The organism is Azospirillum terrae, from assembly GCF_053470425.1.
Genome location: NZ_JBPXMR010000001.1, coordinates 439,862 through 457,243 on the forward strand (window position 1 = coordinate 439,862; position 17,382 = coordinate 457,243).

A 17,382-nucleotide genomic window follows, 5' to 3' on the forward strand; every position below is an offset into this window, starting at 1 on the left:
CTCACACCTCTGCCTGCGGGCCGGCAGCCCATAGGTAGGGATTTACCCGGCAACCTTCAGCCGCCGCGTAACCGTGTCCAGGATGGCGGCCTGCACCACTTCCAGCGGATGGGCGGCGTCGATCACTGCGCAGCGCTCCGGCTCACGCGCAGCGATGTCGAGGAAGCCGTCGCGCAGGCGCTTGTGGAACGTCAGGTCCATGCGCTCATAGCGGTCCTCGCCGCCGCGCCGGGCGTTGGCGCGCTCCAGGCCCACCTCGACCGGTAGGTCGAGAATCAGCGTCAGGTCCGGCCGGAAATCGCCCAGCGCCACACGCTGCAACGCCTCGATGGGCTCGCGCCCGAGGCCGAGACCGTAGCCCTGGTAAGCCATGGTGCTGTCGAAGAAGCGGTCGCACAGCACCCAGCGCCCGGCGTCCAGCGCTGGCCAGACCGTGCGCTCCAGATGATCGCGGCGTGCCGCGGTGTGCAGCAGCGCCTCGGTCATGCCGCCCCAGCGGCCGGTTTCGCCGGACACTAGGAGTTGGCGGATTTCCTCGGCACCGGGCGAGCCGCCGGGCTCGCGGGTCAGCACCACGTCCATCCCGCAGGCGCCCAGGGCGTCGGCCAGCAGGCGGAGTTGGGTGGACTTGCCCGCCCCCTCCCCGCCTTCCAGCGTCACGAACCGCCCGCGGGCCGCCATCACGACCCCGCGCCGAGCACGAGGTACTTGGCCGCCGCCAGCGCCCGGCCGACGAAGCCCAGCCGGTCCACATCCACCGCGGCCACCACCGGCACTTCCTTCGACGGCGCGCCGGGAGCGGAGATGACGACCTTGCCGACCACGTCGCCCTTCTTGATGGGGGCGGCGACCGGCTGGTTGGCGACCAGGGTCACCTTCATGTTCGGGCGGTCGTTGCGCGCCATGGTGACCTTGAGGTCCTGCGGCACCGTCACCGGCACCGTCTTCTGGTCGCCCAGCCAGACCGGCACGTCCTCGATGGTGTCGCCGGCCTTGAACAGGGCGTAGGCGTTGAACTCGCGGAAGCCCCATTCCAGCAGGCGGGTGGTTTCGTCGGCGCGGGCCTGCATGGACGGCAGGCCGTTGATGACCAGCACCAGCCGCCTACCCTCGCGCTCGCCCGAGGCGGTCAGGCCATAGCCCGCCACCTCGGTGTGGCCGGTCTTCAGGCCATCCACGCCGGCGGTGTTGCGGTAGAGCAGCGGGTTGCGGTTGCCCTGCTTGATGCCGTGATAGGTGAACTCCTTCTCCGAGAACAGATAATAGTATTCCGGGAAGTCACGGATCAGCCGCTCCGCCAGCGTCGAAAGATCGCGCGCGGTCATGTAGTGGTTGGGATCGGGCCAACCCGTGGCGTTCACCAGATTGGTGGCTTTCAGCCCGATTTCCTTGGCGCGCTTGCTCGCCTTCTCGGCGAACGCCTGCTCGGACCCGGCGAGCCCTTCGGCCAGCACGATGCAGGCGTCGTTGCCGGACTGGATGATCACGCCCTTGATCAGGTCCAGCACCTTGATGGTGTTGTTCAGCTCCACGAACATCTTGGAGCCTTGCATGCGCCATGCGCGCTCGCTGACCGGCAGGGTGTGGTCGAACGACAGCCGGCCGTCCTTGAGCGCCTCGAAGACCATGTAGAGGGTCATCAGCTTGCTCATGGACGACGGCGCCATGCGCTCGTCGGCGTTCTTGTCGAACAGGACCGTGTTGGTCGACAGGTCCAGCAGAATGGCCTGCTTGCCGACCGTCTCGATCGAAGCGGCGCGCGCCGGCAGCGCAAGGCCGGCCGCGACCAGCGCGGCCGCCGCGGCGGCGGCGAAGCGGATGCGGACAGCGGTCATAGTAACTCCCTTCGAAACCCTCTGTGTCTTCCCAGATGCGGGCAGATCATTCCACAACGATTTTGGCTTCCGTAAGGCCGGCCTGGATCACCTGGGCCAGCACGGTGTCGGCCTTGTCCACGGTGTCCAGCGGACCGACGCGCACGCGTTGGAGCTTTTGCGCGCCCTGGCTGACCTGCGCCTGCTGGCCGATGCTGCCAAGACGCGCCCGCGCACGGGCAACGTTCTCGGCACTGCCAAAGGCGCCGACCTGCACGTAGATCTGGCCGTTCCTGCGCACCGGCAGATCGGTGACCACCGGGGCCGGCACGAAGCGCCCGTCCACCATCGCACCGGCCACCGTCGCCGGTGGCAGGATCTCGGCGCCCCCGACGACGCCCGCCCCCTTCGCCACCGGCGGCAGCGGCGCCGACGGACCGGGGCCGGGCAAGCCGGCCACCTCGATCTTCGAGCGCGGCGCCGATTTGGGCGCCAGCCCGTCGGTTTCCGCCAGGATGGGAGCCGGTGTGCCCTGGCGGGCGGCGGCGGCGATCTGCCGGCTTTCGTCGGCGAGGATCTGCACGCGCAGCTTGGCGGTGCCGGTCTTCTCATAGCCCAGCAGCTGGGCGCCGCGGCGCGACAGGTCGATGACGCGATTGTTGGCGTACGGGCCGCGGTCGTTGATGCGCACGACGATGGAGCGGCCGTTGTCCAGGTTGGTCACCCGCACGAGACTCGGCATCGGCAGCGTCCGGTGCGCCGCCGTCATGTCGTTCTCGTCGTAGATCTCGCCGTTGGCGGTGACCTTGGCGTGGAAGCCCGGCCCGTACCACGAGCCGATGCCCGTCTCGTCGTAGCTGAAATCCTCGGCCGGGTAGTACCAGACGCCGTTGATCTGGTAGGGCTTGCCGACCTTGTAGACGCCGCTCTTGGGCAGGCCCGAGCCGGTCGGCTGCGACGCGCACGCCGCGAGCGACAGCACTCCGAAGAGCACCATCGTCCCTCTCAGCATATGCCCACGGCGCATCGCGCGACCCCTCTAGATTTGGTAGCCGCACTCTAATCGAGTTACCTCGATCCGCCAAGACACCGGGGCGGCCTGTCCTAAGGAAGTCGCAACGCGTCGGACGCCGGCAACAGCGAATCGGTGCGGTCCATCAGGCGATAGGCAGCGAGCCCGATCCACTCGCGCACGGCGACACTCACCATTCCCAGATTGGCGTCCAGTTCGAACAGCAGGTAGGGCTTGCCATCGGACCGGCTGCGGTAGTCGACAGGATAGGCCAGCACCGGCCAGCCGATCCGCCGGAAGATGCCGACCGAGCGCGGCATGTGCCACGCCGAGGTGACCAGCAGCCACGTCTCGCCGGGCTTGGGCGTCACGAGGTCGCGGCTGAAGACGGCGTTCTCCCAGGTGTTGCGCGAGTCGTTCTCGAACAGCACACGCCCGGTGTCGAGCCCGGCCTGCTCCAGCGCTGCGCGCATCACCTCGCCTTCGCGGTACTTGCCGCCCCACAGCGAGCCGGACCCGCCGGTGAACACCAGCTTGGCATCGGGGTAGCGCCGCCCCAGATCGGCCATAGCGAGGATGCGCTCGGCCGCGTCGTTGACCGAGGGCTCGCCCCGGTCGGCGGCGAGCGGTGGATTCACCGCACCGCCTAGCATGATGATTCCGTCCACGCGGTTCGGCATCGTGGGGGGCGGGAAGCGGTCTTCCAGTGGGCGGAGCAGCCATGCGCCGATTGGGATAATGGTGAGGATCAGGAAGCAGACGGACACCGCCGCCACGATGCCGCGCCCGGCGTGGCGGCGGGCGTTGCGCGCGCTGAACAGCAGGAGCGTGCCCAACGCCAGCAGCAGCACCAGCGCGTTGCCGGGCTGGGCGAGGCCCCACAGGATTTTGGATGCGATGAAGGTCAAGGGTTCGCCCGTTCGGTTCATCGACGCACGGGAGACTTACCCTCTCCCGCCCCGGGAGAGGGTGGCCGCTCGTAGAGCGGCCGGGTGAGGGCAAATCCAAGGATCCTTGCCTGTACCCTCACCCTCCCACGCTTCGCGCGGACCCCTCCCTCTCCCGGGGCGGGAGAGGGGGCATTTTACGCCCCCAGCATCTCCAGCGCCTTTTGCAGCTTGCCGCGCGCCTGATCGGCGGCCTCGCGGCGGTCGCGCTGCTCTTCGATGACCTCTTCGGGAGCCTTGGCGACGAACTGCTCGTTGCCGAGCTTGGCGTCGATCTTCTTGATCTCGCCCGTCAGCTTCTCGACCTCCTTGGCAAGGCGCACGCGCTCCTTGTCGATGTCGACGATGCCCTCCAGCGGCAGGATCAGCGTGGTCTCATCCAGCACCGCCTGCACCGACTGCTTCGGGACGGCCCCGTCCAGCGGCTCGACCGAGGCCAAACGGCCCATGCGCAGGATCAGGTCGCGGTGCGTGGCGAGCCGCTTCAGGCTCTCCGCGCTGGCGTCCTTCAGCTTCAGCTCGATCTGCGCGGCCGGCGGCACGTTCATCTCCGAGCGCATCGAGCGCACCGACGAGATCAGCCGCACCACCCAGTCCATCTCGGCGCGGGCAGCGGAATCGACCACCTCCGGCCCGTACTCCGGCCAAGCGGCGGAGATCAGGCGGTTGGTGCGGCCCTCGCCCAGCTGCTCCCACAGCTCCTCGGTGATGAAGGGCATGATCGGGTGCAGCAGATGCAGAACCTCGTCCAGAACCCAGGCCGTGGTGGCGCGGGTCTCGGCGATCGCCGCCTCGTCCGAGCCGTTGAGGATCGGCTTGGTGAATTCAAGGTACCAGTCGCAGAAGGTGCCCCAGGTGAACTGGTAGAGCCCGTTGGCCGCGTCGTTGAACTTGTATCCCTCGATGGCGTCGGCAACGCGCTTCGCGGTTTCGGCCAGTTCGCCGACGATCCAGCGGTTGACGGTCTGCGTCAGCCCGATGGGCTTGAAGCCCGGAACCGGCACGGCGCCGTTCATCTGGCAATAGCGCGCGGCGTTCCACAGCTTGGTGGCGAAGTTGCGGTAGCCCTCGACGCGGTTGACCGCCAGCTTGATGTCGCGGCCCTGCGCCGCCATCGCCGACAGCGTGAAGCGCAGCGCGTCGGTGCCGTACTCGCCGATCAGCTCCAGGGGGTCGATGACGTTCCCCTTGGACTTCGACATCTTCTGGCCCTTCTCGTCGCGGACCAGGGCGTGGATGTAGACGGTGCGGAACGGCACGTCGCCCATGAAATGCAGACCCATCATCATCATCCGGGCGACCCAGAAGAAGATGATGTCGAAGCCGGTCACCAGCACGTCGGTGGGGTAATAGCGCTCCAGTTCCGGCGTCTTGTCCGGCCAGCCGAGCGTCGAGAACGGCCACAGCGCCGACGAGAACCACGTGTCCAGCACGTCCGGGTCGCGGGTCAGCTCCACGGCCTTGCCGTAATGCTTCTCGGCAGCCGCCTTGGCGGCCCCCTCCGTCTCCTCGACGAACACCGCGTTGTCCGGCCCGTACCATGCGGGGATCTGGTGGCCCCACCAGATCTGCCGGCTGACGCACCAGGGCTGGATGTTGCGCATCCATTCGAAGTAGGTGTTCTCCCACTGCTTGGGCACGAACACAGTCTTGCCGGTTTCCACCGCCTCGATGGCCGGCTTGGCGAGCGTCGCGGCGTCCACGTACCACTGGTCGGTCAGCCACGGCTCGATGGCGACGCCCGAGCGGTCGCCGTGCGGAACCTTGTGGGTGTGCGGCTCGATGGTTTCCAGCAGCTCCAGCGCTTCGATTTCGGCGACGACCTTCTTGCGCGCCTCATAGCGGTCGAGGCCGCGATAGGCCTCCGGCACGTTGTCGTTGAGCCGGGCGTCGCGGTCGAAGATGTTGATCAGCTCCAGCCCGTTCCGCTTCGCCACCGCGAAGTCGTTGAAGTCGTGCGCCGGGGTGATCTTCACCGCGCCCGAGCCGGTCTCCGGATCGGCGTACTCATCGCCGACGATGGGGATCAGCCGGCCGACCAGCGGCAGAACGACGTTCTTGCCGATCAGGTCCTTGTAGCGCTCATCCTCCGGGTGCACGGCGACCGCCGTGTCGCCCAGCATCGTCTCCGGCCGCGTGGTGGCGACGGTGATGAAGCGGCCCGGCTCGTTCTCGATCGGATACTTGAAGTGCCAGAGGCTGCTCTTGATCTCGCGCTGCTCGACCTCCAGGTCGGAGATCGCCGTGTGCAGCTTCGGGTCCCAGTTGACGAGGCGCTTGTCCTTGTACAGCAGGTTCTGCCGGTACAGCTCGACGAACACCTTGCGGACGGCCTTGCTCAGGCCCTCGTCCATGGTGAAGCGCTCCTTTGCCCAATCCGGCGAAGCGCCCAGACGGCGGAGCTGGCGGGTGATGGTGCCGCCCGATTCGGCCTTCCACTCCCACACCTTGTCGATGAACTTGTCGCGGCCGAAATCGTGGCGCGTCTTGCCCTCGGCGGCGAGGTTGCGCTCGACCACCATCTGCGTGGCGATGCCCGCGTGGTCGGTGCCCGGCTGCCACAGCGAGTCCCGGCCCCGCATGCGGTAATAGCGGGTCAGCACGTCCTGCAAGGTGAACGTCAGCGCATGCCCCATGTGCAGGCTGCCGGTGACGTTCGGCGGCGGCATCATGATGGTGTAGGGCGTGCCGTTCGCCTGGGTGTTCGCGGCGAAGGCGCCCGACTCTTCCCACAGACGGTAGTGCTTCTCCTCGACCTCGGCCGGCCGGTAAGTCTTCTCAAGCATCACAAATGGCTTCCGCTAACGCATTGCTAAAGGCTGGGCTAAAGGCTGGGACGCCTGACTAGAACTTCTGCGACCGGCGGATCATCCGGTCGATTTCCTGTTGCACGAGGCGCTCGACGACGGTCGGCAGATTCTCGTCGAGCCATTCTTTCAGCAGCGGCTTCAACAGCTCGCGCACGACCTCCTCCACGGTGCGGATGCCGACCGGCATCGGACCGATGGACAGGTCGTCGCCGAGTTCGCGCGCCAGATGCGTGAAGTGCTGTGAGGCATCCTGCGCCGTACGGCGGGAAATCAGGCCGGCCTCGTCGAACTCCGGCATGCGCGGTGCCGCGCGGCGCGGCGGCGGCATCTCCGTCACGTCGTCAAAGTCGGGCATCGGCGGCGGTGGAGGCCGGCGCGGCGGCGGAGGCGGGGGGCGCTCGTCCATCTCAGCCGGCGGTTCCGGGAACGCCGGTTCCTCGGCACCCCACGGATCATCCTCCTCCTCTTCCTCGACCGGCATGGGGCGGGAGTCGGCCACCTGCGTCAGTTCGAGTACGTCGTCTTCCGGCTCCTCTTCCTCCATTGGCGGTGGGGGCGGCGGAGGCGGAGGTGGGGGCGGCGGAGGCGGAGGCGCCGCGGCGGCCGGAGCCGGTGCGGGCTGTTCGGTCTTGGCGGCGGGTTCGCCATCCTCGGAGATGATTCGCCTGATGGAGGCGAGAATCTCCTCCATTGACGGTTCTTGCTGGCCTTTATCGCTCATCGTGGCAAAACCCGGGACGTCAAGCTGGGTCCAACCCTAGGGCAGGACTGGATAAAAAGCCATAAGACAAAAACGGCCCGCCGTGGCGGGCCGCTTGCGTGGATCGACGGGATCACTCAGCCACGCCAGTGCCGGTCCACTTGTCGCGGACCGCCCGGTAGTGCACTTCGAGATCGTAATACTGCACCGGCAGGCGAAGCTGCTGCGCCGTCAACTGCCCGACCGCGCTCAGTACGGTGAACGCCTGAACCATTTCGTCGTGCTGTGCGCGCACGAGATTGACTCGGCCGTTCAGCAGTTCCTGCTCCTGGTTCAGCACGTCGAGCACGGTGCGCGAGCCCACCTGTGCCTCCTGGCGCACGCCTTCTAGGGCGATCTGCGCCGCCTTGATCTGCGCCTGGAAGGACTCGATGCTGGCCCGTGCCGTCATCAGCGCCTGCCACGCGCTGATCGCCGTCGCGGCGACCTGCCGGCGGGTCTCGTCGATCTGGATGCGCGCCTGATTGGCCGTCTCCTTGGCCTCGCGCACCAGCGCTTCCGGTTGGCCAGCGGAGTAGAGCGGGATGACGATCTGCGCCTGGATGGAGCCGCTGTCCTGGCGGGAGATCGCCGCGCCTGTGCCGAAAGAACTGGTAGTGCCAGCGTCGAAGGTGCGCGTGCCTTGTGCCGACAACCGGGCGGACGGCAGCAGGCGGCCGAACTGCTGGTCCACCGCCTCGCGCTGTGCCGATTCCTGGAACGCGGCGGAAATCACCGAGGGATGGTTGGCGCGCGCCATCTCCACCACCTCGTCCAGCGTCGCCGGCAGCTTGAAAGTCGGCTTCGGCGCCTTGATGCCCTTGCCGGGCATGGTGCCGACGAAGCGCTCGTACACCGCGCGCGACGCCTGGAGCGTGCCTTCGGAGGAAATCCGGTTGGCGATGGAGGCCGCCAGACGCGACTCGGACTGGCTGACGTCGGTGCGCGTGTACTCGCCCACCCGGAAGCGGTCGCGGGCCGCCTCGAGCTGGCGGCGCAGCACCTGCTCGTTGTTGACGTTGAGCGCCAGCACCGCCTGGTTCTGCACCACGTCCAGATAGGCCGTGGCGGCGTTCAGCAGCACCTGCTGCTCGGTGTTCACGACGAGGGCGCGCTGCGCCTCGACCAGCCGCTCTGAGCGCCGGACGTTCGGCGTGACCGTGGCGTCGTAGATCGGCTGGACCACGCTCACGCCCGCCGACTTCGGCGTGGTGGCACTGCTCAGCCCGCGGCCGCCGGCCCCCTCGATCGTGCTGTTGGTGCGGGTGCCGGACGCGCTCAGCGTGCCCTGCACCGTCGGCCGGTAGCCGCCCAGCGCCTGCGCCACGCGTTCGTCGGCGGCGCGCAACGCCGCGCGCTGGGAGGCGAGCGTCGGGTTGGTGGAGTAGGCCTCTGCCAGGGCCTGTTCCAGCGTCTGCGCGGCGACGCCCCCGCTGCCGAGCGCAAGGACACTGCAGACGACCGAGGACGCCAGCCAACGCGGAGCAATACGGGTTCGAACGGTCATGTCTCTAGACCTTCTTTCTTATTAGTCCAACGCTCCCCAGCATCGAACCGACCGACCGGCTTGCCCCGGCCGAAGCGCAGATTTCATAGTGCGCCGGACGCCCCCGTCCGGCGCACCGTGATCAGAACTCGAACTTGGGCTTCGGCTCGAGGCCGGGAAGCAGGTGCGGTTGAGCCTCGAACAGCACCCGGCTGGAAACGGCGCGGCCATACCGCTGGTAGAGCCGCACCTCGCCCAGGCCGCGGTCGCCCAGCACGGTGGCGACCATGCGCCCACCTTCGGCGAGCTGATCGCAGATTGCCTGGGGAACCTCGGCGACCGCGCCCTCGAAGATGATGACGTCGTAGGGCGCCTTTGCGGCGCAGCCCTCGCCCAGCGGCCCGTTGACCACCTCGGCGTTGGCGACGCCGGCCTGGAGCAGCGCGCTCTTGGCGGCCGAGGCCAGGGCCGGGTCGGATTCGACGCCGACGACGCTGGCGGCCATGCGCCCCAGAACGGCGGTCGAGTAGCCGGTGGCGCAGCCGATATCCAGCACGTTCGCCGTCTCGTCCACGCCGGCCTCCTGGAGCATGCGCGCGAAGACCATCGGCTCCATCAGGTAGCGGCCCTTGCCGACGGCGACATCGCCGTCGACATAGGCGACGCCGCGCAACGGCTGCGGCACGAACAGCTCGCGCGGGACATCCATCAGGGCGTCGACCAGGCGGTGGTCGGTCACCTTGTTGGGACGGATCTGGCACTCGACCATGTGGAATCGGGCGGCGGCATAGTCGGACATGGCGGTCGCAATCGCAGCGGTTGAAACGGGACAGCGCCAAACCGGCCAGCCGGCTTTGCTGCCTGCCGCTATATATCCGTAACCAACCGCGAACACAACGCCGAGGGGAGCGCCGGGAGGCGGCGTGCGAAGAATATAAGCCTGCAAGGGTCTCGCTCGGCTTGACCGGGCCAAAGAAGGATACTATACGGTCCCTCCGACGCGGACGGCAACGTCCGGTCGGACACCGGATGGCGCGGTGGCAGAGTGGTGATGCAGCGGACTGCAAATCCGTGTACGTGGGTTCGATTCCCGCCCGTGCCTCCATCCGATTTCAGGTCCTTGCCGGACGTGCGTGGCGCTTCGCCCCAGCCGGCCACCGCAATCCCGAAAAAATCTTCTGTAAAGCCTTGGCAGCCGCGGCGCCTTCCGCTATATAGCCGCCCACGCACTGATCCGGCGTGGCGCAGCGGTAGCGCAGCGGACTGTTAATCCGTTGGTCGTAGGTTCGAATCCTACCGCCGGAGCCAATACAGAAAGGCCAGTTCCTGATGGGGGCTGGCCTTTTTTGTTATTACCCGGCCGATCGGGGGTGTGGCGAAAGAACGCCCCGCCCCTGCCTTACAGGCACATGCACTTTCGCGCCGTTAAGCTTACCTTCTTATGGATGAGGCTCGTTTCGGCGCGGTCGCGCCACACGCCTTGAGCCGCTGCCATGGAGGGTGCCATGTCGTTGAGAGACGACTCCGACCTGGATCGGCATGACGGTTGGCTCGGCGCTGCGCTGGTGTTCGCCGCCGGTGTCATGGCGGCGTTGCTGCTGGGAAGCATAGACTGGCGGCCGATGCTCGGCGACGGCGACGCCTTCGCGCCGAGGACCGCCAACACCCGCCAGATGGTGATCCTACCCCTGCATCTGCGTTGAGCTTACGTCACGAAGTCGTCGTAGATCGTGCCTGATTCCGGATCGCCCGAGCCGATGGCCTGACCGCCGTCGCGTTTCCATTCGCCGCACCAGTCTGTGGACAGCGTGATCGGGAATCGGCCGTCCGGGTCGCGCGGCGTCACCACCGGCGGGTAGCGGCGGCAGGTGCCCTTGGGCCCGCGCTGGCGCATGCCTTGCCCTTCCCAATAGCGGCAGGTGTAGCAGGAATCAGATCGCTTCATCGTCGAACGCGCTTTCGAACCGGGTGGCGGCCATACACCGGCATTCTCGGACACCCGGCCGTGCGCGTCGATCCTTAATCGCGCCTCACGCCCCTTCCGGGTCGGACACCGGGCGGCCGGGGCGCAACTCGTTGGAGCAGCGCTGGTAGTAATCCTTGATGTCGGCGTCCAACTCGCGGCGGCGGCGCGCGTCAGGCGAATCGGCCGGAGCGTCGTTCAGGCGCTGGAACTCGGCGACGGCGCGTTCCAGCTCGCGTTCGTTGCTGATCGGCATGGCGGTCCTGCTTTTGCGTGTGGGACGGGTCGCCATCATGAACAGTTTGCCCACGCCGAAGGTTTCCGCCGCTTGATGCGCGCCGCGGCATCCTCATCTTTCCTTGACGGGGAACACGGACCGCCGGGAGGGCGACATGCGCGCAATGCACCGGTATCTTGCGGCCCTCGTCCTGCTGATGCTAACGGCGCTCCCGGCCCGCGCCGCTGACGCAGAGCCCAAGCCGGACGCGGCGGCCCTGCTGCGCGCCATCGTCCGCATCGAAGTGACCGCCCCGCCCGATTCGCAAAGCGCCCGCACCCTCGGCGCCGAGCGCGCGGGGAGCGGCGCCGTCATCGACGGCAACGGCCTGATCCTGACCATCGGCTACCTGATCCTGGAGGCCGCGCAGATCAAGGTCACCGACACCGAGGGCCACGCCTTCCCGGCAGAGTTCGTCGCCTACGACCATGTCAGCGGGTTCGGGCTGGTGCGCGCCGGATTCGGATTCCGCGCCCAGCCTATCCGGCTTGGCGATTCCCGGGCGCTCAAGGTCGGGGACGCGGCGGTGGTGCTCAGCCGCAGCGCGCAGACCGCCCTGCCCGTGCGCGTCGTCGACCGGCGGGAGTTCGCCGGCTATTGGGAATACCTGCTGGACGAGGCGATCTTCACCTCCCCGCCCCACCCCGCCTTCGGCGGTGCCGCGCTGGTGGACAGCTCCGGGCGTCTGGTCGGCATTGGCTCGCTGCTGGTCGGCGACGCGATGCCGGGCCAGCGCATGGCCGGCAACATGTTCGTTCCGGTCTCTGCGCTGGAGCCGATTTTCGGCGACCTGCTGGCCTATGGCCGGCGCCAGGACACGCCACGCCCCTGGCTGGGCGTCAACGTGCGCGAGGAGCAGGGCCGGCTGCTGGTCGAGCGCGTCGCCCCGCGCAGCCCCGCCGAATCGGCGGGCGTGAAGCCCGGCGACCAGATCGTCGGCGTGGGCGGTGAGCGTTTCAGCACTCTGGCCGATTTCTACCGCAAGCTCTGGGCGCTCGGGCCGGCCGGCGTCGCCGTGCCGCTGGAGGTGATGCGCGGTGCGCAACTGCAGCCGATGACCGTCACCTCGGGCGACCGCTTCCGCTACCTGCGCCTCAATCCGACCTATTGATCGGCCCACCCGCTGACGGGCGCACCGGGATGCGCTACATCGGTGACGCAACCCAGCGGAGGAGACCGGCGCATGGACCACCCCGATGTCGAGGTGATCGACAGGACGACCGCCTACAAGGGCTACCTTCAAGTCGACGTCTACCGCCTGCGCCACAAGAAGTTCGACGGTACTTGGACCGATAAGCTGCCGCCGCGCGAGGTGTGCGTGCGCGGCCACGCCGTGGGTGTGCTGCTCTACGACCCCCACCGCGACTCCGTCGTGCTGATCGAGCAATTCCGCGTCGCCGCCGCAGCAGCCCGTGGCCCGGCCTGGATGACGGAGATCGTCGCCGGCATGCTGGACGGCGACGAATCGCCCGAAGAGGTCGCCCGCCGCGAATCGGTGGAGGAAGCCGGCTGCACCGTCCATGAACTGGAGACGATCTGCGACTACTACCCCAGCCCCGGCATTCTGTCGGAGTTCGTCACCGTCTATGTCGGCCGCGTGGACTGCTCCAACGTGGGCACCAGCGGCGGGCTGGCCGAGGAGCATGAGGACATCCGCATCTCCGTCGTTCCGACGGACGAGGCGATTCGCCTGCTCGACGAGAACCGCCTGACCAACTCGATCACCATCATCGCACTGGGCTGGCTCGCCCGGCACCGCGACGCCCTGAGGAAACGCTGGCAGGCGCCATAAATAGCATTTAAAATTTGTGAAACGCAGCATTTCACAGTGCGGACTTGAACCGCACTCGCCAATCCCGATACTTCTTTGTGGCTAACGCATCGAATCAAGGAGAGGCGCCGTGGACGTGCGCGACGGCTTCATCGGGACCATCGGCAACACGCCGCTCATTCGCCTGGAGGGGCCGTCGAAGGCCACGGGTTGCGAGATCCTCGGCAAGGCCGAGTTCGTGAACCCCGGCGGTTCGGTCAAGGACCGCGCCGCCATCGCCATCGTCCGCGACGCGGAGAAGCGGGGCCTGCTGCGCCCCGGCGGCACCATCGTCGAAGGCACGGCCGGCAACACCGGCATCGGGCTGGCGCTGGTCGGCAACGCGCTGGGCTACCGCACCGTCATCGTCATGCCGGAGACGCAAAGCCAGGAGAAGAAGGACATGCTCCGCCTGTGCGGGGCGGACCTGCGCCTCGTCCCGGCGGTGCCGTACAAGGACCCGAACAACTACGTGCGCTACTCCGGCACCCTCGCCGAGGAACTGGCGAAGACCGAGCCCAACGGGGCGATCTGGGCCAACCAGTTCGACAACACCGCCAACCGCGACGGCCACTACCACACCACCGGCCCGGAGATCTGGAAGCAGACCGGCGGGCGCATCGACGCCTTCACCTGCGCCGTCGGTTCCGGCGGCACGCTGGCCGGTGTCGGTTTGGCGCTGAAGGAGCGCGATCCGAATGTGCGCATCGTGCTGGCCGATCCCATGGGGGCGGCGCTGTACCATCACTACAAGCACGGTGAACTGAAGGCCGAGGGCAGTTCCATCACCGAAGGCATCGGCCAGGGCCGTATCACCGCCAACCTGGAAGGCGCCCCGGTGGACGATGCGTTGCAGATCACCGACGAAGAGGCGCTGCCGATCCTCTTCGACCTGATCAAGACGCAGGGGCTGGTGCTGGGCGGTTCGTCGGGCATCAACGTGGCGGCGGCGATGCGCATCGCCCGCACCCTCGGGCCGGGCCACACCATCGTCACCGTCCTGTGCGACGGCGGCCAGCGCTACCAGTCCAAGCTGTTCAACCCCGACTTCCTGCGCGAGAAGAACCTGCCCGTTCCCGACTGGATGTAGGGGCCTGGATATAGGACAGGGGTGTGCTAGCCTCTCCCTGAAGAAAGACAGGGAGGGACCCCTTGGAACTGATCTTCCGCGACGACGCGTACGCGCGCTCCTGCACCGCGACGGTCACCTCGGTGGACGAGCGCGGCATCTGCCTGGACCGCACGGTGTTCTACGCGAACAGCGGCGGCCAACCCGGTGACACCGGCATACTCCGCTACCCTGGCGGCGCGGTGACCATCATCGACACGGTGAAGGGCGACGACGGCCCGGACGACATCATCCACGTCCCGGCCGAAGGCGCCGCCCTGCCCGTCGCCGGGGCGCCGGTCGAGGCGGAGATCGATTGGGACCGCCGGCACCGCCACATGCGCATGCACACGCTGCTGCACTTGGTGTGCGCGGTCGTGCCCGGCTCGATCACCGGGGCGCAGATCGGCCTTGAGCGCAGCCGGGTGGACTTCAATGTCCCCACCGAGAGCCTGGACAAGGACAGCATCGCGGCGGCCATCAACCGCCTGATCGAGACCGACACTCCGGTCACCCCGCGCTGGATCACCGACGAGGAACTGGCGGCGCAGCCCGACTTGGTCCGCACCATGACGGTGAAGCCGCCAACCGGCTATGGCCGCGTGCGGTTGCTCGACATCGAGGGGGTGGATCTGCAACCCTGCGGCGGCACCCACGTCGCCCGCACCGGCGAGATCGGCTCGGTCGAGGTGGTGAAGATCGAGAACAAGGGCAAGCAAAACCGGCGCGTCGTCGTGGCGCTTAAGGACTGACGGGGGAACCGAACCATGACGCAGCACATCGTCACCGCCGCGTGGCTGGCCGAACACCTGAACGACCCGGCCGTGCGCATCGTCGACGCCACGTGGTACATGCCGATCCAGAACAAGGACCAGCGCGCCGAGTTCGCCGCCCGGCACATTCCCGGCGCGGTCTTCTTCGACATCGACGACATCGCCCAGCCGGACACCAAGCCGCTGCCGCACATGGTGCCGGACGAATCGCGATTCGCCGCCAAGGTGGGCGAACTGGGCATCGGCAACGACACGCTGGTGGTGGCCTACGACGCCAACGGCGTCGCCGGGGCCGCGGTGCGCGTGTGGTGGCTGTTCCGTCTGTTCGGCCATGACCGCGTCGCGGTGCTCGACGGCGGCTTACCGGCGTGGCTCGCCGAGGGCCGCCCGACCGAGTCCGACGCCCCGGCCGCCGTCGCCCCGCGCCCCTTCACCGCCCGCCTGCGCCCGCACCTGCTGCGCCGGCTCGACGACATCCGCGCCAACGTGGACAGCGGCGCCGAGCAAGTGGTGGACGCCCGCGCAACGGGCCGCTTCGAAGGCACCGCGCCGGAGCCCTGGGCCAACGGGCGCGCCGGTCACATCCCCGGCGCCCGCAACCTGCCCTTCACCGATCTGGTCGATCCCGACACCAAGGTTCTGCTGCCCCCCGCCGCCATCGCCGAGAAGGCCCGGAGCGCAGGCGTCGACCTGTCGCGGCCGGTGGTCGCGTCATGCGGCAGCGGCGTCACCGCCTGCGTTGTGGCGCTCGGCCTTGCGCTGGCCGGCAAGGAGGACGTGGCGGTTTATGACGGGTCCTGGGCCGAGTGGGGGCTGCGCTCCGACCTGCCCGTCGAGACCGGGCCGGCGAAGCCGTGAGTCTGACGATCCGCGCGTACCGTGACGACGACCGCGACGCGGTCGTCGCCTTGTGGCGCGCCTGCAACCTCGTCGTGCCGTGGAACGATCCGGATTCGGACATCGCGCTGTGCCGCTCGAAGCCGAGCAATGCCGTCCTGCTGGTCGGCGAGTTGGACGCCCGGGTGGTCGCCAGCGTGATGGTTGGCCAGGACGGCCACCGCGGCTGGCTCTATTACCTTGCGGCCGACCCGAACCATCGAGGCCGCGGTTTCGGCCGGGCCTTGGTCGCTGCCGCGGAGGACTGGCTGGTGGCGCGGGGCATGCCCAAAGTGCATTTGCTTGTCCGCGAGACGAACACCGCCGCGCAGGGCTTTTACGAGCGGCTCGGCTACGCCCGTTCCCCCGTCACCATGATGCAGAAATGGCTCAAAAATTCAGCCTGACCCGGAAGTCCGCGCGGCCCGACGTGCGTCCCGGAGAACTCGAGGTCATCATCACCTACCTGGAGATGCCCGAGCCTCCCGGCCACAAGCCCCTGCCCCAGCCGCCCGGCGAGTTGGCGCTGGTGCGGGCGGACCCGCCGACGGTCTCCTTCTACCGCTACCTCTACAACACGGTGGGCGAGCCCTGGCTGTGGCACGAGCGTCGGCGCATGGGCGATGCGGAGTTGGCAGAGTCGGTGACGGACCCGCGCGTCGAGGTGCAGGTGCTGTACGTCTCCGGCACGCCGGCCGGCTATGTGGAGATCGACCGGCGCGAGACGCGGGCGACCGACCTCGCCTATTTCGGGCTGATCCCGGACTTCATCGGGATGAAGCTCGGGCCATGGCTGCTCGACCGCGGTATCCGTATGGCGTGGCGGGGGGGCACGCGCAAGCTGGTGGTCAACACCTGCACCTTCGACCACCCGAAAGCGCTGCCGCTCTACCAGTCCATGGGCTTCGTCCCGGCCCGCCATGTCACGCGCGTGGTCCGCGACCCGCGCGCAGACGGGGTGCTGCCGCGCAGCGCGGCACCGCATGTGCCGATGGTGCGTTGAGAGTGGCGTGCTCGACGCCCTGTTTCGACTGATGTAAGAGCTGTTCACATGAGCTGGTCCAAGCACGGCGGCGGTCCCCGCGGCTATCACCACGGGAACCTCAAGGAAGCGCTGGTTCGCGCCGCGCTCGACCTGATCGCGGAAAAGGGACCGTCCGGATTCACTTTCGCCGAAGCGGCGCGCAGCGCGGGCGTCAGCCCCGCCGCGCCCTATCGGCATTTCCGCGACCGCGACGACCTGCTCTTCGATGTCGCGCGTCGCGGCTTCGAGCAGTTCGAGGCGGCCTTGCGCCGTGCCTGGGACGACGGCCGCCCGAACTCCCTCGCTGCGCTGGACCGCGTCGGCAAGGCCTATCTGCATTTTGCCCGGACCGAGCCGGCCTATTACGCCGCCATGTTCGAGGCGGGCATTCCCCCTGGCGCCAGTCCGGAACTGGCGCAAGCGTCGGAGCGCGCCTTCTCTGTCATCCGCGAAGCGGCGGAGACGCTCGTCGCCGACCTGCCGGCCAAGGACCGGCCGCCGGCCCTGATGGTGGCTCTGCATGTCTGGTCACTGGCGCACGGCATCGCCTCGCTGTTCGGACGCGGCGACTCTGCCCGGCGCACGCTTCCAATGTCGGCGGAGGAGCTTTTGGAAGCCGGTGTGCTGGTCTACCTGAGCGGCTTGGGCATCCGGGCCGGCGCCTAGCGGGCGGAGCGGATTTGTCGCATGGACCGGTCTTGACGGACACCGCGGCCCGCCCTATGTGAATGTTATTAACATTC

At 68.0% G+C, this 17,382-nt stretch carries 19 protein-coding genes and 2 tRNA genes; 11 read left to right on the forward strand and 10 right to left on the reverse strand.

What is annotated here, in order from left to right; genetic code table 11:
* Positions 1–42: 42 nt before the first annotated feature.
* The 8 genes from tmk to ACSVDD_RS02005 form a co-directional block, all read right to left on the reverse strand.
* Positions 43–681, reverse strand: a complete 639-nt coding sequence (gene tmk, locus ACSVDD_RS01970) for a dTMP kinase (RefSeq protein ID WP_448188496.1) — start codon at positions 679–681, stop codon at positions 43–45.
* Positions 681–1,835: a D-alanyl-D-alanine carboxypeptidase family protein gene (locus ACSVDD_RS01975; protein ID WP_448187610.1), complete on the reverse strand. Its 1,155-nt coding sequence runs from the start codon at positions 1,833–1,835 to the stop codon at positions 681–683. Before ACSVDD_RS01975 ends, tmk begins: the two co-directional genes overlap by 1 nt.
* Positions 1,836–1,881: 46 nt before the next feature.
* Positions 1,882–2,811, reverse strand: a complete 930-nt coding sequence (locus tag ACSVDD_RS01980; RefSeq protein WP_448187611.1) for a septal ring lytic transglycosylase RlpA family protein — start codon at positions 2,809–2,811, stop codon at positions 1,882–1,884.
* Between the two features lie 107 nt (positions 2,812–2,918).
* Complete coding sequence (locus ACSVDD_RS01985; RefSeq protein WP_448187612.1) at positions 2,919–3,734, reverse strand: YdcF family protein; 816 nt, start codon at positions 3,732–3,734, stop codon at positions 2,919–2,921.
* A 176-nt stretch (positions 3,735–3,910) separates the two neighbouring features.
* Positions 3,911–6,559, reverse strand: a complete 2,649-nt coding sequence (locus ACSVDD_RS01990; RefSeq protein ID WP_448187613.1) for a valine--tRNA ligase — start codon at positions 6,557–6,559, stop codon at positions 3,911–3,913.
* 58 nt (positions 6,560–6,617) lie between these two features.
* Positions 6,618–7,274 (reverse strand): DUF2497 domain-containing protein, encoded by a 657-nt coding sequence (locus ACSVDD_RS01995; protein WP_448187614.1) that lies wholly within the window; start codon positions 7,272–7,274, stop codon positions 6,618–6,620.
* A 142-nt stretch (positions 7,275–7,416) separates the two neighbouring features.
* Complete coding sequence (locus ACSVDD_RS02000) at positions 7,417–8,829, reverse strand: TolC family outer membrane protein (protein ID WP_448187615.1); 1,413 nt, start codon at positions 8,827–8,829, stop codon at positions 7,417–7,419.
* 121 nt (positions 8,830–8,950) lie between these two features.
* Positions 8,951–9,607, reverse strand: a complete 657-nt coding sequence (locus tag ACSVDD_RS02005; RefSeq protein ID WP_448187616.1) for a protein-L-isoaspartate O-methyltransferase family protein — start codon at positions 9,605–9,607, stop codon at positions 8,951–8,953.
* 232 nt (positions 9,608–9,839) lie between these two features.
* Between ACSVDD_RS02005 and ACSVDD_RS02010 the strand changes: the two genes are divergently transcribed.
* The 3 genes from ACSVDD_RS02010 to ACSVDD_RS02020 all read left to right on the forward strand — a co-directional run bounded on the left by ACSVDD_RS02010 (position 9,840) and on the right by ACSVDD_RS02020 (position 10,511).
* Positions 9,840–9,913: transfer RNA gene (locus tag ACSVDD_RS02010), tRNA-Cys, on the forward strand.
* Between the two features lie 128 nt (positions 9,914–10,041).
* A tRNA-Asn gene (locus tag ACSVDD_RS02015) sits at positions 10,042–10,116 on the forward strand.
* A gap of 197 nt (positions 10,117–10,313) precedes the next feature.
* Positions 10,314–10,511, forward strand: coding sequence for a hypothetical protein (locus ACSVDD_RS02020; protein ID WP_448187617.1), 198 nt, complete (start codon positions 10,314–10,316; stop codon positions 10,509–10,511).
* Positions 10,512–10,513: 2 nt separating this feature from the next.
* Here ACSVDD_RS02020 and ACSVDD_RS02025 read toward each other — a convergent pair whose 3' ends face one another.
* Entirely contained in the window at positions 10,514–10,753 is a 240-nt protein-coding gene (locus tag ACSVDD_RS02025; RefSeq protein WP_448187618.1) for a hypothetical protein, read from the reverse strand.
* An 85-nt stretch (positions 10,754–10,838) separates the two neighbouring features.
* A complete protein-coding gene (locus ACSVDD_RS02030; RefSeq protein WP_448187619.1) occupies positions 10,839–11,027 on the reverse strand; it encodes a hypothetical protein in 189 nt (62 codons plus the stop codon).
* Between the two features lie 136 nt (positions 11,028–11,163).
* Here ACSVDD_RS02030 and ACSVDD_RS02035 point away from each other — a divergent pair, with 136 nt between their 5' ends.
* From ACSVDD_RS02035 to ACSVDD_RS02070, 8 genes are all read left to right on the forward strand, one after another.
* A complete protein-coding gene (locus tag ACSVDD_RS02035; RefSeq protein WP_448187620.1) occupies positions 11,164–12,159 on the forward strand; it encodes a S1C family serine protease in 996 nt (331 codons plus the stop codon).
* A 72-nt stretch (positions 12,160–12,231) separates the two neighbouring features.
* The gene (locus ACSVDD_RS02040; RefSeq protein WP_448187621.1) at positions 12,232–12,840 is read left to right on the forward strand and encodes an NUDIX domain-containing protein; all 609 of its coding nucleotides are present in this window, start codon (positions 12,232–12,234) and stop codon (positions 12,838–12,840) included.
* A 109-nt stretch (positions 12,841–12,949) separates the two neighbouring features.
* On the forward strand, positions 12,950–13,948 hold the full coding sequence (locus ACSVDD_RS02045) for a cysteine synthase A (RefSeq protein WP_448187622.1): 999 nt from the start codon (positions 12,950–12,952) through the stop codon (positions 13,946–13,948).
* Positions 13,949–14,010: 62 nt separating this feature from the next.
* The gene (locus ACSVDD_RS02050; protein WP_448187623.1) at positions 14,011–14,718 is read left to right on the forward strand and encodes an alanyl-tRNA editing protein; all 708 of its coding nucleotides are present in this window, start codon (positions 14,011–14,013) and stop codon (positions 14,716–14,718) included.
* Positions 14,719–14,733: 15 nt separating this feature from the next.
* Entirely contained in the window at positions 14,734–15,597 is an 864-nt protein-coding gene (gene sseA / locus ACSVDD_RS02055; RefSeq protein WP_448187624.1) for a 3-mercaptopyruvate sulfurtransferase, read from the forward strand.
* Positions 15,594–16,022: a GNAT family acetyltransferase gene (locus ACSVDD_RS02060; RefSeq protein WP_448187625.1), complete on the forward strand. Its 429-nt coding sequence runs from the start codon at positions 15,594–15,596 to the stop codon at positions 16,020–16,022. The genes sseA and ACSVDD_RS02060 overlap by 4 nt, the downstream gene beginning before the upstream one ends.
* On the forward strand, positions 16,001–16,618 hold the full coding sequence (locus ACSVDD_RS02065) for a GNAT family N-acetyltransferase (protein WP_448187626.1): 618 nt from the start codon (positions 16,001–16,003) through the stop codon (positions 16,616–16,618). The genes ACSVDD_RS02060 and ACSVDD_RS02065 overlap by 22 nt, the downstream gene beginning before the upstream one ends.
* A 48-nt stretch (positions 16,619–16,666) precedes the next feature.
* Positions 16,667–17,305, forward strand: a complete 639-nt coding sequence (locus tag ACSVDD_RS02070; RefSeq protein WP_448187627.1) for a TetR/AcrR family transcriptional regulator — start codon at positions 16,667–16,669, stop codon at positions 17,303–17,305.
* The last annotated feature ends 77 nt before the right edge of the window (positions 17,306–17,382 follow it).